The organism is Serratia sp. HNCC26DJ206 (assembly GCF_057180605.1).
This window is the reverse complement of the sequence record NZ_JBXUGP010000002.1, coordinates 46,500-60,345: the sequence shown is the minus strand read 5'-3', so window position 1 is coordinate 60,345 and position 13,846 is coordinate 46,500. Positions and strand designations below refer to the sequence as shown.

The following is a 13,846-nucleotide window of genomic DNA, read 5'->3' as shown; positions in this document are numbered from 1 at the left end:
TATTTAACCTACTAATTTACTCAACTATTAGCACATTTCGTGCTTTATTCCATCCAATGCATATAAAATACATCTTATAACTACCGGATAAATAATGCTATTGCCCGTAGCTACCAGACAACATCACGATTAATTACCTTGATGTTTATCCTGTTTTTCGATCGACGTCAGCATCCCACGCAAAATATTCAGCTCTTGCGCTTCCGGGCGCGCCCGGGTAAATAAACGCCGCAAACGGCTCATGACCTGCCCCGGATGTGCCGCACGGATAAAGCCGGTATGCAACAGCGTTTGCTCCAGATGCTGATAAAAACGCTCAAGATCGTCCACCAGCGGATAAGGTGTCTCTTCCTGTGGCTGAACACCTTGCTGCTGGCGATCGAGATAGGCAACGCGCACTTCATACGCCAGGATCTGCACCGCCATCGCCAGATTCAACGAGCTGTAATCCGGGTTGGCAGGAATAGCGACATGATAATGACATTTTTGCAATTCATCATTCGTTAAACCAACGCGCTCGCGGCCAAACACTAAGGCAACCGGCCCCTGTTCCCCTTCCTGTATTGCGCGCACCCCACATTCACGAGGTTCCAGCATCGGCCAAGGCAAAGTACGCGAACGCGCACTGGTGCCCACCACCAGGCTACAACCGGCAATCGCTTCATCAAAGGTATCAACAATGGTGGCATTACCGATGACATCGCTGGCACCAGCCGCCAGAGCGATCGCCTGTGAATCAGGCCTGACCAACGGATTAACCAGGTAAAGATTGGTTAATCCCATGGTTTTCATGGCACGGGCAGTGGAGCCCATGTTACCGGTATGGGAGGTTTCGACCAGGACAATGCGGATGTTGTGCAGCATACAAACTCTGAGCGTAGCGGAAAATCGTAGCATTCTAACACAGCTATATCCCCAAAATCATTCGAGTTGCATCGAGGCGGCAACGCAGTGAAGCCCCAGGAGCTTACACAAGTAAGTGACTGGGGTGAACAAGGATGCCAACAAAGATGCAGCTTGAAGGATGAAGGGGATTAGGCATTTTGCCGAATACCTGCTACACTTCGCGCCGTTTCCTGTTCTTTAACATCCTGTGGAAGATACCCATGCATCCGATGCTGACTATCGCCGTGCGCGCTGCGCGCAAGGCCGGTAACCTGATTGTCAAAAATTACGAAACCCCAGACGCTGTAGAAGCGACACAAAAAGGGTCAAACGACTTTGTCACTAACGTCGATCGCGATGCAGAGCATCTGATCATCGACATCATCCGTAAATCTTACCCACAACACACCATCATTGGTGAAGAATGTGGTGAGTTGGCTGGCGTTGATCAGGACGTACAATGGGTGATCGATCCACTGGATGGCACCTCCAACTTCATCAAACGTTTTCCACACTTCTCTGTTTCTATCGCCGTGCGCATCAAAGGCCGCACCGAAGTGGCGGTAGTTTACGATCCTATGCGTAACGAACTGTTCACCGCGACCCGTGGTCAGGGCGCACAGCTCAACGGTTACCGCCTGCGCGGCACCAATGCCAAAGATCTGGATGGCACCATCCTGGCCACCGGCTTCCCGTTCAAAGTCAAACAGCATGCTCCGGCCTACATCAATCTGGTGGGTAAACTGTTCACCCAGTGTGCCGACTTCCGTCGCACCGGTTCTGCGGCGCTGGATCTGGCTTACGTGGCTGCTGGCCGCGTTGATGGTTTCTTTGAAATCGGCCTGAAGCCTTGGGATTTTGCCGCAGGTGAGCTGCTGGTACGCGAATCAGGCGGCCTGGTGACCGACTTTGTTGGCGGCCACAACCACTTCAGTTCTGGCAACATTGTCGCTGGTAACCCACGCGTGGTGAAATCTCTGCTTTCAGCCATGCGTGAAGAACTGAGTGAAGCGCTGAAGCGCTAAGATGGCAGGTTCAACTTACTGAACTACCAAGAAAAACGCTGCACATGCAGCGTTTTTTATGCCCACTAGCGGGCGAAAGGACGAATACCACCGCCAAATTCCGGCTGCGCACTCGCGTAGAGCAATACCCCAGCAAACAACAGGATCAGCCCCCCGGCCAATGCCAGCGATCCCCAGGCCAGCGCGCTCCAGGCGGCTGGCGCACGTTGACCGCTAATACGTACCGCCAGTTTGCGGCTGTAATGTACAAACAGCGCCAGTGCAGAAATAGTTAACGAAGTACCCAGTGCCATCGCCAGCGCCGAAATCACGCCCCAGGTAAACACGCCAATCACTTTGGCAAACAGCAACACCAGAATCGCACCGGAACATGGGCGCATACCCATTGCCAACACGATCGCCGTTCGGGTACGCCAATCACTGCCTGCTTGCAATTCGGCATCGCTGGGCAAATGCCGATGTCCGCAACCGCAGTGGGCACTGTGAACATGATCCGCTGGCAGCGGTTGCAAACGGCTAATACGCATCGTCGGCGTTGGCCGCATGGCTTTCACTGCCTGATATAAACGTTTCAGCGCCCGCCAGCTCAGCAATGCGCCAAGCAACATCACCAGAACAAAACTGCCCTTCTCCAGCCAAAAACTGCTTTGATGCAACTGACGGGAAGAGAGCTGCAACACCACCAATACCAGCGTAACCAGCCCAATCGCTACCAGCCCTTGCAGCAGCGAAGCGGCAAACGTCAGTTGCAAACTGCTTTTCAGCCGCGCCGGATGGGTGGCCAGATAAGTGGCGATCACCACTTTGCCGTGGCCAGGCCCAAGCGCATGCAGCACACCGTAGCTCAGGCTGAACAGCATCAAGGCCAGCCCAGTCTGCTGCGGCGCGGCTTTAACCTGTTGCAATAATGCGGCCATTTGCTGATGCAGCTCTTTTTGCCATACCACGCTTTGCGTCAACAGTTGGGGCCAGTACTGCCACGCCAGTTGCGCTCCCGCCGCCAAGACGATAAACAGCACCCACAGCGGCCACAGGCTGAATAGCCAATGGCGTTTAGCGGGCGGAATGAAGTTTACTGACATTGCAACGTCACCCGTTGTGCAAACTGTTGCCCCAGCGCTATGTCCTCACCGGGTGAATCATTCTTATCGAGAGACAATGCATAAGCCTGCAATGATGAATCCGGCTTCGGCGTAACCAGGCTGAACTTGCATCGCTGCGCTATTTCTGGCGGCAGATGCAGCGCTTTTTTATCCTGATAGGCCATATCGACAAAATAGGTGGGATCGTAAGTAGAAATCTCAAACGGCTTACCGGCCAGCGCCTGCGGTTCAGCCAGGGGCATCACAAATTCCAGCACCGCTTTATGACCCTGGCGAGAAAGATGATATTCAGTTGGCAGATTCAGATACTTCACCGGCTTACCATCGCGATAAATATCGGTGAAATAGTGTTGCCCCAGCACATTGGCCATCACTTCTGCCGCCAGTTTCTTCCAGATTTCCGAGTCACTTTTGGCATTTTCCGCGTCATACAGCAGATCTGCCGAGGTCATTTCATCCATAACCCAAACCATTTTCAAACCGATCAATTTCTGATCTTTCGCCACAAAGGTGGTGTTCATATCGATAAAACTGTGTGGATGGGCCACAGCCCCCACGCAGAACAAGCTTAACAAGCCGGCCAACAAGCCACGTAGATTCATCATCAGATCATACTCATTATTGTTATAAAGTAACATAAACCACGCTTCAACCAACCGTAAAGCACAGAAGAACTGTGACGAAAGTTATAAGCCGAACGAAAACCGGAGGCAACAACCGTGCCGCCACAATGCCTTTTGCTATGCTTAAGCAGAATTTAAACATAACCTTCCAGAAGGTGATATGAGCCTAGACACTTCTTCTGTGCCTGAGCTCTCCGGTCAACAACGGCGCTGCAATCTGCTACTGATGCTGTACACGCCGGTGCCTGCGGTACAACTGGAGACTATCAGCCGAATCAATGGCGTCGACCTCCCCACTGCCCGGCAAGATATAGCCGAGGTTGCCAGTGAAATCCAGCGTTTCCACCATCTGGCAATCGGCGGTAATCCCGATGATGGCTACCAGATTCTAGGGAGTACGCTCAACCAGCGCCTTTGCCTGCTGCACTGGCTGCGGCGCGCCTTGCGTTGCAGCCAGGAATTTGTCGAACAGCATTTTGGCCCGCAGCTTCAACAGGCCATCTCACTCAATCACCAGCAAATACCGGCGCTGGAATTGTGCATCAACCAGTGTGAGCAATGGCTTAACCGCTGTTTCGACCAACGCGATAGGCAACTCTTGCAGCACTATCTCTGCTATTGCGCCTGGGATAGCCAACACCAGCATCACCCCGATTTCGACCGAACCCAACATGAGTGGCTACAGTGCAAGCCGGAGCAACCTGCCGCTCATGAACTGCATCAAGCGCTGAGCCGGTTGTTCAACCTGCCTACAGAGACTTGCGAACGCGATTTTCTGGTGCTGATGCTGGTCATGATGAAAAACCACAGCTATAAAAGCAGCGATTCGGCGGAGGATCGGCGCTTGATGGCCGCCATTGAGCGCATGGTGGAACGGTTTCAACAACTCTCCGGTATGAACTTCAGCAGCAGGGAAGAGCTCATCAGCCAGCTGTTCGCCCATCTGGCTCCGGCCGTGGAACGCTGCCGCTTTGCTATCGGCATCGACAATCTGCTGTTGGAAGAGGTGGTGCGTAAATATCCGCGCTTGATGCGTACCACGCAGGGAGCATTAACACCGTTTGAACAGGAATACGGTATTCGGTTTTCACGCGAAGAAGCCGGACTGGTCGCCATCAGCTTTGGTGCTTGGCTGATGCAGGATAATGCATTGCAGGAAAAACAGCTGCTGTTGCTGACGCTGGATAACCCGCAGTTGGAAGAGGAAGTGGAATACCAACTCCGTGAACTGACGCTGTTGCCGCTCAACATCAAATACCTGCCGCTGGCGGATTATCGGCACTCTGGTGCGCCGCCAGGGGTCACTCTGGTGATCAGCCCTTATGCAACGGAAGATCCATCGCTGATTAATATCGAACTGCCGTTAGCACGCCAGCAGCGCAAGGTGCTCCGTGCGCTGCTGGAAAAACCTTAACGATTGCTAGCTGCCGCCGGTGGACGGATAAATAACGCGGGCAGTACCACTGCGGCCATTACCCAGAATACCCCGCCCTGCAAGTGCTCAAACAGGAAACCGGCCAATACGGTCATGATCGCAATACCGCCCCCCATCGCCAATCCAGAATAAACCGCCTGTAAACGGATCACTTCCACCCCCTGACGTGCAGCGATAAAGCGCATCGCCGCCAGATGGCAAACGGTGAAAGTGCCGCAGTGCAGCACCTGCATCAACAGCAAACCCGTAATTTCCGTGGTAGACGCCATCATGCTCCAACGCAGCAGGCCGCACACTGCCGAAAGCAGCAGCAGGTTACGCGCGTTCCAGCGCCGGAACAGGAAATTGCTGCTGGCAAAGATAATCACCTCGGCCACCACACCCAGCGACCACAGGTAGCCAATGGTGGCAGCAGAGTATCCCGCCTCTTGCCAATAGATGGAAGCAAAGCCGTAGTAAGCGGCATGTGCCCCTTGCAGTAAAGTGACGCACAGCAGAAAACGCCATACCGGCCCTTCGCTGAGCAACTCACGCCAGGAACGGGTGATTTCACTCTGGGCACGCGCTTCTCCCTGTGGCATTACGCTGGGTTTCAGCAACATCCCCAGCAGCATCGCCAGTACGCTGAGCAGCAAGCTGTACAAAATCGCATTATGGCCCCAGACGGAAACCAGCTTGCCGGTTAACGCCGAACCGATCACAAAAGCCAGCGATCCCCATAAGCGTACCCGGCCATAATCCATCGTTATCTGCCGCTGCCAAGTAGCAGCCAGCGCATCGGTCAAGGGTACTAGCGGTGAGAAGAACAGGTTGAAGCCGGCAATCACCAGCATCAGCCAGGCCCAGCCGTTACCAAAACAGAAGCCGATGGCAAATGCCAGCGTCAGCAGGGCTAAAAGGCGCAATGCGGTAACGAGATGGGAAGGATCCTTGACGCGCGGTGCAATCAGCAAGCTACCCAGGAAACGCGCCACCAGCCCGGCCCCCAGCAAGATACCGATAGTTTCCGGTGGGATGCCTTCGCCGTTTAGCCAAACACTCCAGAACGGAAGAAAAATGCCATAAGCAAAAAAGTAGGTGAAATAGCTGAGAGCGAGCCAACGCGTTGATTGCAGAACCATGTTCCCTCCGGGGTGAGGGCGATACTTTGACAGAGCTCACACTCTGTAGCAATCTTCATTCACGCCCAAAGGGTTAGAGTGCAAAGCAGTTCACAGTTTGCTGGCAATAAGCGTAAAAAAACCCGCCGCAGCGGGTTTTTTGGTATGCAGCTCAGCGTAATTACGCGTAAACCGGCAGACGCGCACAGATATCGAGCACTTTTTTCTTGGTGCGTTCGATGGTGGCTTCGTCGTTGATATTGTCCAGCACGTCACAAATCCAGCCAGCCAGCTCACGCACATCGGCTTCCTGGAAGCCACGGCGGGTTACCGCTGGCGTACCGATACGGATACCGGAAGTCACAAACGGGCTCTTAGGATCGTTTGGTACACTGTTCTTGTTAACGGTGATATTGGCACGGCCCAGCGCGGCATCGGCTTCTTTACCGGTCAGGTTTTTGTCCACCAGATCCAGCAGGAACAGGTGGTTATGCGTACCACCGGAAACCACTTTGTAGCCACGCGCCAGGAACACTTCTACCATCGCTTTAGCGTTGCTCGCCACTTTCTGCTGGTACACCTTGAACTCAGGCTCCATCGCTTCTTTTAGCGCTACCGCTTTACCGGCGATCACGTGCATCAGCGGGCCGCCCTGGCCGCCAGGGAACACCGCAGAGTTCAGCTTCTTGTAGAATTCTTCATCACCACCCTTCGCCAGGATCAGGCCGCCACGCGGGCCCGCCAGGGTTTTATGGGTCGTGGTGGTCACGACGTGCGCGTGAGGAACCGGGTTAGGGTAGACATCGGCCGCGATCAGGCCAGCCACGTGCGCCATATCCACGAACAGGTAGGCACCGATGCTGTCGGCGATTTCACGCATTTTTGCCCAGTCAACAATGCCGGAAAACGCGGAGAAGCCGCCGATGATCATTTTTGGCTTGTGAGTCTGCGCCTGCTTTGCCAGATCGTCATAGTCGATCTGACCTTTTTCGTCGATACCGTAAGGCACCACGTTATACAGTTTGCCGGACAGGTTGACCGGTGAACCGTGGGTCAGGTGGCCACCGTGTGCCAGGTTCATCCCCAGAATGGTGTCGCCCGGTTGCAGCAGCGCGGTGTAAACCGCAAAGTTGGCCTGCGAACCGGAGTGCGGCTGAACGTTGGCGTAATCTGCGCCGAACAGCGCTTTGGCACGATCGATCGCCAGTTGCTCAACGATATCCACGTATTCGCAACCGCCGTAATAACGCTTGCTCGGATAGCCTTCTGCGTATTTGTTGGTCAGTTGAGACCCCTGAGCCTGCATCACGCGCGGGCTGGTGTAGTTCTCAGACGCAATCAGCTCAATATGCTCTTCCTGACGCACCACTTCCTGCTCCATGGCTGCCCACAGTTCAGCATCATAATCAGCAATGTTCATTTCACACTTTAACATCCGGCATCTCCTGACTTAAATCACCAAATAACTACCCGTTTGGGTTCTGAGCAACAGTGTAAACTGTTTCCCCCTGCCGAGGATAGGTCTTGACAGAGGTTTTTACGCAAACGATTGGCTTTAGGCAGCGCAAGGCTTTGAGCCACTCAATACCCCTTTATTGGCAACGGACTTTTACTCATAATGATTGTGCGGTTTTTTCATGTTTGGTGAATCGCCGACAGACACGGGTATTTACAAGTTTAATTGAAGCCAATAAGATGCATTTAAAATGCATCATTAAAATCACCCCAAGGAGCGCTTCCATGCTGGATAGCCAAACCATCGCCACCGTAAAATCTACTATCCCTCTACTCGTAGCAACCGGCCCGAAACTCACCGCCCACTTCTACGATCGTATGTTCGCCCATCATCCTGAATTGAAAGATATTTTCAATATGAGCAATCAGCGGAATGGCGATCAGCGCCAGGCTTTGTTTGATGCCATCTGCGCCTACGCCAGCAACCTGGAAAATCTGGCGGCGTTGCTGCCAGCGGTGGAGCGCATCGCGCAGAAACATGCCAGCTTCAATATTCAGCCGGATCAGTATCAGATTGTCGGCAGCCATCTGCTGGCAACGCTGGACGAAATGCTCAGCCCAGGCCAGGAAGTGCTGGACGCCTGGGGCAAAGCCTATGGCGTGTTGGCGAACGTTTTTATCCAGCGCGAAGGCCAGATCTACCAGGAAAGTGAAAACAGCGACGGCGGCTGGCGCGATCTGCGTGCATTCCGCATCGTTAAAAAACAGCCAGAAAGCGAAGTGATTTGCAGCTTCACATTGGCACCGGTAGACGGCGGCAAAGTAGCGGATTTCAAACCGGGCCAGTATCTGGCGGTATATATCAACGACAGCAGTCTAGAAAATCAGGAAATACGCCAGTATTCACTGACCGCTGCGCCGAACGGTGAATATTACCGTATCGCGGTAAAGCGTGAGGATCAGGGCGCGGTTTCCAACTTCCTGCACCAGCAGGCCAAAGAAGGCGACATCATTCATATCGCACCGCCATACGGTGAGTTCTTCCTGGAAGTTGAGCCTACCACGCCGGTAGCGCTGATTTCCGCAGGCGTTGGTCAAACGCCGATGTTGGGCATGCTCAATAGCCTGCACAAAAATCAGCATCAGGGTGAGATTCATTGGCTGCATGCGGCAGAGAACGGCGCGGTTCATGCCTTCGCCAGTGAAGTAGCCGAGATCGCCGGGCGCATGCCAAACCTGAGCCGCCATGTCTGGTACCGGGAACCTGGTGCAGATGATATGGCTGAGCGTGATTACCACCGCCGTGGCCTGATGGATCTCAGTCCGTTGCGCCCCACCTTGGAAAATCCGCAGATGCATTACTACTTCTGTGGCCCGGTGCCGTTTATGCAGTTTATTGCCCAGCAGTTGCTGGCGATGGGTGTGGCAGCCGAGCGTATCCACTACGAATGCTTTGGCCCACATAAGGTGCTGTAAGCAGAGTGTCAGGGTGCGATATAAACCGCACCCTGCTGTTTTACTGCGCTTTCAACGCACGTGCCGCTTTCACCTGATCGGCCGTGACTGGCGCAGCCTGATTTCCCCAACTGCCACGGATGTAACTCATCAACTCCGCTGCATCCGAATCGGTCAGCGCCCAACCATAGCCCGGCATAATCACGGTGGTCCCCTGCTGGGTGATTGGGGTATGCGCACCTTCCAGTACCACTCGCAGCGCAGTCAGCGGATTCTCTGCCGTCACCGTCAAGTTGCCTGCCAAGGCGGGAATCACATAATCGTTGCCTCGCCCCGCGTCACCATGGCAGGTTGAGCAATAGTTCGCGTAAGTCTGCCTGCCAGCTTCCAGGGTGCTAATCGCGGCAAACGGTACCTTAGCCGTTTTCGGTTTAGCCACCGTCAAACTATGCAGATATTGCGCAATGCTGTTCAGATCGGCATCGCTGAGATACTGGGTACTGTGAACCACCACATCGCTCATCGGCCCAGCCACCGCCGCATGCTGGCTGCGCCCGGTTTTCAGTAGATCGACCACCTCATCCTGCTTTAGCCCACGGATGCTCGGCGCATACCAGCCGTCCAGTTCTGCTCCGCTTAAGAACTCCGGCGCTTTGCTGTCTAACCCTTTTTCCTGCATTGCCCAACCGCGTGGCGTGTGGCAACTGCCGCAATGGGCAAGCCCTTGCACCAGATAAGCACCACGGTTCCACTCGGCGCTTTGCTTGCTATCCGGTTGATAGGTTTGATCCTCATGGAATAGGCTGTTCCATACCGCCAACGGCCAACGCATGGAGAGCGGCCAACTGATATCGTTTTCCTGATTAGCCACGGGCTGTGCCGCAACCTCCCGCATCAGATAGTCATACAGAGCACGCATATCCTCAGCGCTCATTTTGGCGTAAGAGGTATAAGGCATCGCCGGATATAAACGATGGCCATCTTTGGCAATGCCTTGGCGCATCGCGCGATCGAACTCGGCAAAGCTATAAGCGCCGATACCATGCACCGCATCCGGCGTGATATTGGTGGCATAGATATCCCCCAACGGGGTTGGGAACTTCATCCCTCCCGCCAAGGTCTTGCCACCTGGCATGGTGTGGCAGGCACTACAGTCGCCCGCTTTGGCAACATATTCACCCGCAGACATGGCCTGCGCCGAACCTGCGGCCAACAGCAATATCAGATACAGTGGACGCAGGCTCATGCGCCCTCCTTAGCGGCAACGTTGCCGTAGGCCAGTTCATTCACTGCGCGCCAAGCCTGATCGATGGCCGAGTTGGCATAAGGGCTCCAGTCGGAGTCTGAATTGGCGATCACGATCTTGCCAATCGGTTGCCGTGCCGTGGCGATAATTTTTTTCGATTCATCTTCATCATCGAACATCCCATTAAGGAAATACGAATAGCCGTGTGACCAGCGGTTAACGGTGATCGCCTGAATATCGCGCTGATGATCGAACCCAGCGGAACCCAGCATGCCCTGCAATTGTTCACGGATCATCTGTTCATGCACCTCGAAAGGTGTTCCCAACAATAAGGCTCGCCCTTTGCGTGATTGTTCACGCGGGCTGAGGCCGCTGCCAGCCAAGGTAGGAACATACACCATATGCAGGCCAATCGGCTGATTCGGATCGCGTGGATGCTGATAGCCGCCCATATTCACCGGATAGTCCAGCTTAACGCGGCTGTATGGCGCGGTCGGCGAATAGACCTCATGCACGCCCAGCTTGATAAACGGCTGCCAGTTACTGATCACCACCTTGCTGTAGACCAAGGGGGATTTCACGTTCTGCTTCAGCGCTGCCTGCTGCGCCTGGGGCATTTCCGGCACCAGATAAGGGATCATCATATTATAACCGGCCATCACCACCTGCCCGGCGCGCACCTTAGAAATATTCACCCCGCTGATGTAAGACACTTCTACCTTATCGCCTACGTTAGCCACGTGCAGGCCGGTACTGCTCAGCCGCAGTTTCACCGGCGATTCAGGGCGATCGAGCTGGCTGTAATCAAACTGCGCCATCACGATATCGTTCATGTCGTTGCCCGGTGCAACCGCCGGGATCAGGTGGCGCACCATCAGGCGCGCCAGCGAGGCATTGCCATCAGGGAAATGGAAAACGTAAGGATCGTCGAGATCCGCCTGCGACTCTTCATCCAGCGGCGGCAGGTTCATGCCGTTCAGGCCCGGTAAATCACAAATCCGCGCGTCGCTACAGGAGGTGGCGTCAATGCCAACCGCCTGGAAATCATTGGTAGTCTGTTGGAAATAGCGGATGGCCATTTCGCTCAGCCCCACTTTCTCACGCAGGAATTGGCTGTAACTGTGTTTATCCAACCAAGCGACCTTTTCTTCCTGGCTCATGCCCGGCAAGTAATCCTTGTCGATGGTATGTAAGGCAATCAACGCCTGTCGATCGCTTTCCGGCAGCGGGAAGTCACCGATAAAAGCTTCATAGGAACGGCCGTTGAGGCGATCGCGCGGAATATCATCTGCCACCACCCGGCCCGGATCGCCACTCACCACTTTATCGACGCCAAAGTTTTTGCGATCGAAGTAAACACCACGGCTCAGGTTCAGATCTGGATAGAAGGTTTTATCGAATGACTTTTCCAGATTATCGATACTGACACCCAGTTTTTGCAGTAACCCCAGCGCCACCGGGCTGAAGTTGGAGCGCGGCGACTGTAGCGATTCACTGCCGCCGTAACCAAGGATCATGCCGTTTTCGCTGCTGAATTCGTTACGCTTGGCGTGCCCGCCAAAGTCATCATGGTTATCAATCAGCAAAATGCGCTGTTGCCCACCTTTCATCTGCTGCCAGAAGCAGGCGGCGGCCAGGCCGCTGATACCGGCACCAACCACTACCAGATCGTACTCCTCCTCAACCGGCACCGAACCAAAGTCAAACGCTTTACCATCGCGCCCCAGTTGGTGAGCGCGCTCGAATGAGCCGGGATGATTACCCCGCAAGCCGGTTAAGGCTGGCGGGTAATAGAGGGTTTTGTTGGCGGTTTGCGGCGATGCACGCAGAATTTGCATCGGCGTTAAACCGGCAGCGATGGTAATCGCCACTCCATTAAGAAAATCACGACGAGTGATAGCCATTAATGACATCCTTCAGTTTTTATCAGCCTGAAAACCGCGTTATTTTGCAGAGAAAATTCAATTTATACCCTAAATAATTCGAGTTGCAGGAAGGAGGCAACGCAGCGAATCCCCAGGAGCTTACATAAGTAAGTGACTGGGGTGAGTGAGGAAAGCCAACGCACCTGCAATTTGAAGTATGACGGGTATATCAATGCTTAAACATCACATGACGGATAGCGGTATAATCCTCCAGCCCATACATCGACATGTCTTTGCCATAGCCAGACAACTTCTGACCACCGTGCGGCATTTCGCTGACCAGCATAAAGTGCGTGTTCACCCAGGTGCAGCCGTACTGTAGGCGTGCACTCAGGCGGTGCGCGCGGCCAACGTCACGCGTCCACAGCGAAGAAGCCAGACCATAGTTTGACGCATTCGCCCAGGCCAACACCTGCGCTTCGTCATCAAACGGCGTCACCGTCACCACCGGGCCAAACACTTCGCGCTGTACGATTTCATCTTCCTGACGTGCCCCGGCCAGCAGCGTTGGCTGGAAATAGAACCCTGGGCCATTCACCTTCTCACCGCCGGTCACCACCTGCACATGCGGCAAGGCTTTAGCCCGCTCAACAAAGCCAACCACCCGTTCCAGATGCTGTGCCGTAATCAACGGCCCCAATTCGGTGCTGCTATCTTCCGGTGGCCCAATTTTCAGGCTGGCTACCGCCGCCCCCAAGGCTTGCACCAGGCGTGGATAAATCCCTTTTTGCGCATAGATACGGCAGGCGGCGGTGCAATCCTGCCCGGCATTGTAAAAACCAAAGGTGCGAATACCCTCCACCACTTGCTCCAGATCGGCATCATCAAACACCAACACCGGTGCTTTGCCGCCCAGTTCCATATGCGTGCGTTTAATGCCCGGCGCGGTGTGGGCAATAATATGTTCCCCGGTCGCGATAGAGCCGGTAAGCGATACCATGCGTACCTTATCGTGGCCCGTCAGCACATCACCGACGCTAGCCCCACGGCCAAACAGCACGTTCAGCACGCCCGGCGGGAAAATACCTGCCGCCAGCTCCGCTAGTTTGAAGGTAGTCAAAGGGGTTTGTTCAGAAGGCTTAATCACCACGCAATTTCCCGCAGCCAGTGCCGGAGCCAGCTTCCAGGCCGCCATCATCAGCGGGTAGTTCCAAGGGGCGATCGAAGCCACCACGCCCAACGGATCGCGGCGGATCATCGAGGTATGCCCGGCCAGATATTCACCGGCGGCCAATCCGCTCAGGCAACGGCTGGCACCGGCAAAAAAGCGGAACACATCGGCCACCGCAGGCAGTTCGTCATTCAACACGCAGTGATAAGGTTTGCCACAGTTGAGGGACTCTAATTTGGCAAAAGTTTCTGCGTGCTCGTCAATCACATCGGCCAGTTTCAGCAAATGTTCGGCCCGCTCTTTCGGCGTGGTTTGCCCCCATTCAGTAAACGCAGCATCTGCCACCAATACCGCCTGATCCACCTGTTGTGTGCTGGCTTCTGCTACCAGCACGATGACTTCTCCCGTCGCCGGGTTAATTACCGGCAGCTTCTCACCTTGGCCTGCAACCAGTTGGCCGTTAATCAGCAGTTGGCTTTGCAT

At 54.5% G+C, this 13,846-nt stretch carries 11 protein-coding genes; 3 read left to right on the top strand and 8 right to left on the bottom strand.

All coding sequences use genetic code 11. The features are described 5' to 3' along the window. Positions 1 to 129: 129 nt before the first annotated feature. Positions 130 to 864 (bottom strand): tRNA (cytosine(32)/uridine(32)-2'-O)-methyltransferase TrmJ, encoded by a 735-nt coding sequence (gene trmJ, locus AC2A1E_RS01680; protein WP_459401699.1) that lies wholly within the window; start codon positions 862 to 864, stop codon positions 130 to 132. Between the two features lie 242 nt (positions 865 to 1,106). On the opposite strand from trmJ, the gene suhB reads away from it, so the two are divergent. Beyond that, a complete protein-coding gene (gene suhB, locus AC2A1E_RS01675; RefSeq protein ID WP_484382429.1) occupies positions 1,107 to 1,910 on the top strand; it encodes an inositol-1-monophosphatase in 804 nt (267 codons plus the stop codon). Positions 1,911 to 1,975: 65 nt separating this feature from the next. On the opposite strand, the gene AC2A1E_RS01670 is transcribed toward suhB, so the two are convergent. Both AC2A1E_RS01670 and AC2A1E_RS01665 read right to left on the bottom strand, forming a co-directional pair. Then, positions 1,976 to 2,992: a nickel/cobalt transporter gene (locus AC2A1E_RS01670; RefSeq protein ID WP_484382277.1), complete on the bottom strand. Its 1,017-nt coding sequence runs from the start codon at positions 2,990 to 2,992 to the stop codon at positions 1,976 to 1,978. Then, a complete protein-coding gene (locus AC2A1E_RS01665) occupies positions 2,983 to 3,618 on the bottom strand; it encodes a DUF1007 family protein (RefSeq protein ID WP_484382276.1) in 636 nt (211 codons plus the stop codon). The genes AC2A1E_RS01670 and AC2A1E_RS01665 overlap by 10 nt, the downstream gene beginning before the upstream one ends. Before the next feature lie 178 nt (positions 3,619 to 3,796). Between AC2A1E_RS01665 and csiE the strand changes: the two genes are divergently transcribed. After that, positions 3,797 to 5,050, top strand: a complete 1,254-nt coding sequence (gene csiE / locus AC2A1E_RS01660) for a stationary phase inducible protein CsiE (protein ID WP_484382275.1) — start codon at positions 3,797 to 3,799, stop codon at positions 5,048 to 5,050. Here the strand turns inward: csiE and AC2A1E_RS01655 are convergent. Continuing rightward, positions 5,047 to 6,192: a 3-phenylpropionate MFS transporter gene (locus AC2A1E_RS01655; RefSeq protein ID WP_484382274.1), complete on the bottom strand. Its 1,146-nt coding sequence runs from the start codon at positions 6,190 to 6,192 to the stop codon at positions 5,047 to 5,049. The two genes, csiE and AC2A1E_RS01655, sit on opposite strands and share 4 nt — an antisense overlap. A 160-nt stretch (positions 6,193 to 6,352) precedes the next feature. Beyond that, positions 6,353 to 7,606 (bottom strand): serine hydroxymethyltransferase, encoded by a 1,254-nt coding sequence (glyA, locus tag AC2A1E_RS01650; protein ID WP_484382273.1) that lies wholly within the window; start codon positions 7,604 to 7,606, stop codon positions 6,353 to 6,355. A 305-nt stretch (positions 7,607 to 7,911) separates the two neighbouring features. Here glyA and hmpA point away from each other — a divergent pair, with 305 nt between their 5' ends. Then, positions 7,912 to 9,102: an NO-inducible flavohemoprotein gene (gene hmpA / locus AC2A1E_RS01645; RefSeq protein WP_484382272.1), complete on the top strand. Its 1,191-nt coding sequence runs from the start codon at positions 7,912 to 7,914 to the stop codon at positions 9,100 to 9,102. A 40-nt stretch (positions 9,103 to 9,142) separates the two neighbouring features. Here hmpA and AC2A1E_RS01640 read toward each other — a convergent pair whose 3' ends face one another. The 3 genes from AC2A1E_RS01640 to patD form a co-directional block, all read right to left on the bottom strand. After that, a complete protein-coding gene (locus AC2A1E_RS01640) occupies positions 9,143 to 10,327 on the bottom strand; it encodes a c-type cytochrome (RefSeq protein WP_484382271.1) in 1,185 nt (394 codons plus the stop codon). Further along, positions 10,324 to 12,231: an NAD(P)-binding protein gene (locus AC2A1E_RS01635; RefSeq protein ID WP_484382270.1), complete on the bottom strand. Its 1,908-nt coding sequence runs from the start codon at positions 12,229 to 12,231 to the stop codon at positions 10,324 to 10,326. The genes AC2A1E_RS01640 and AC2A1E_RS01635 overlap by 4 nt, the downstream gene beginning before the upstream one ends. Positions 12,232 to 12,421: 190 nt before the next feature. Beyond that, positions 12,422 to 13,846: an aminobutyraldehyde dehydrogenase gene (gene patD, locus AC2A1E_RS01630; RefSeq protein WP_484382269.1), complete on the bottom strand. Its 1,425-nt coding sequence runs from the start codon at positions 13,844 to 13,846 to the stop codon at positions 12,422 to 12,424.

Coding starts and splice junctions, on each gene's coding strand:
- trmJ (WP_459401699.1), bottom strand. CDS start 864: ATGCTGCACAACATCCGCATTGTCCTGGTCGAAACCTCCCATACCGGT.
- suhB (WP_484382429.1), top strand. CDS start 1,107: ATGCATCCGATGCTGACTATCGCCGTGCGCGCTGCGCGCAAGGCCGGT.
- AC2A1E_RS01670 (WP_484382277.1), bottom strand. CDS start 2,992: ATGTCAGTAAACTTCATTCCGCCCGCTAAACGCCATTGGCTATTCAGC.
- AC2A1E_RS01665 (WP_484382276.1), bottom strand. CDS start 3,618: ATGATGAATCTACGTGGCTTGTTGGCCGGCTTGTTAAGCTTGTTCTGC.
- csiE (WP_484382275.1), top strand. CDS start 3,797: ATGAGCCTAGACACTTCTTCTGTGCCTGAGCTCTCCGGTCAACAACGG.
- AC2A1E_RS01655 (WP_484382274.1), bottom strand. CDS start 6,192: ATGGTTCTGCAATCAACGCGTTGGCTCGCTCTCAGCTATTTCACCTAC.
- glyA (WP_484382273.1), bottom strand. CDS start 7,606: ATGTTAAAGTGTGAAATGAACATTGCTGATTATGATGCTGAACTGTGG.
- hmpA (WP_484382272.1), top strand. CDS start 7,912: ATGCTGGATAGCCAAACCATCGCCACCGTAAAATCTACTATCCCTCTA.
- AC2A1E_RS01640 (WP_484382271.1), bottom strand. CDS start 10,327: ATGAGCCTGCGTCCACTGTATCTGATATTGCTGTTGGCCGCAGGTTCG.
- AC2A1E_RS01635 (WP_484382270.1), bottom strand. CDS start 12,231: ATGGCTATCACTCGTCGTGATTTTCTTAATGGAGTGGCGATTACCATC.
- patD (WP_484382269.1), bottom strand. CDS start 13,846: ATGCAAAGCCAACTGCTGATTAACGGCCAACTGGTTGCAGGCCAAGGT.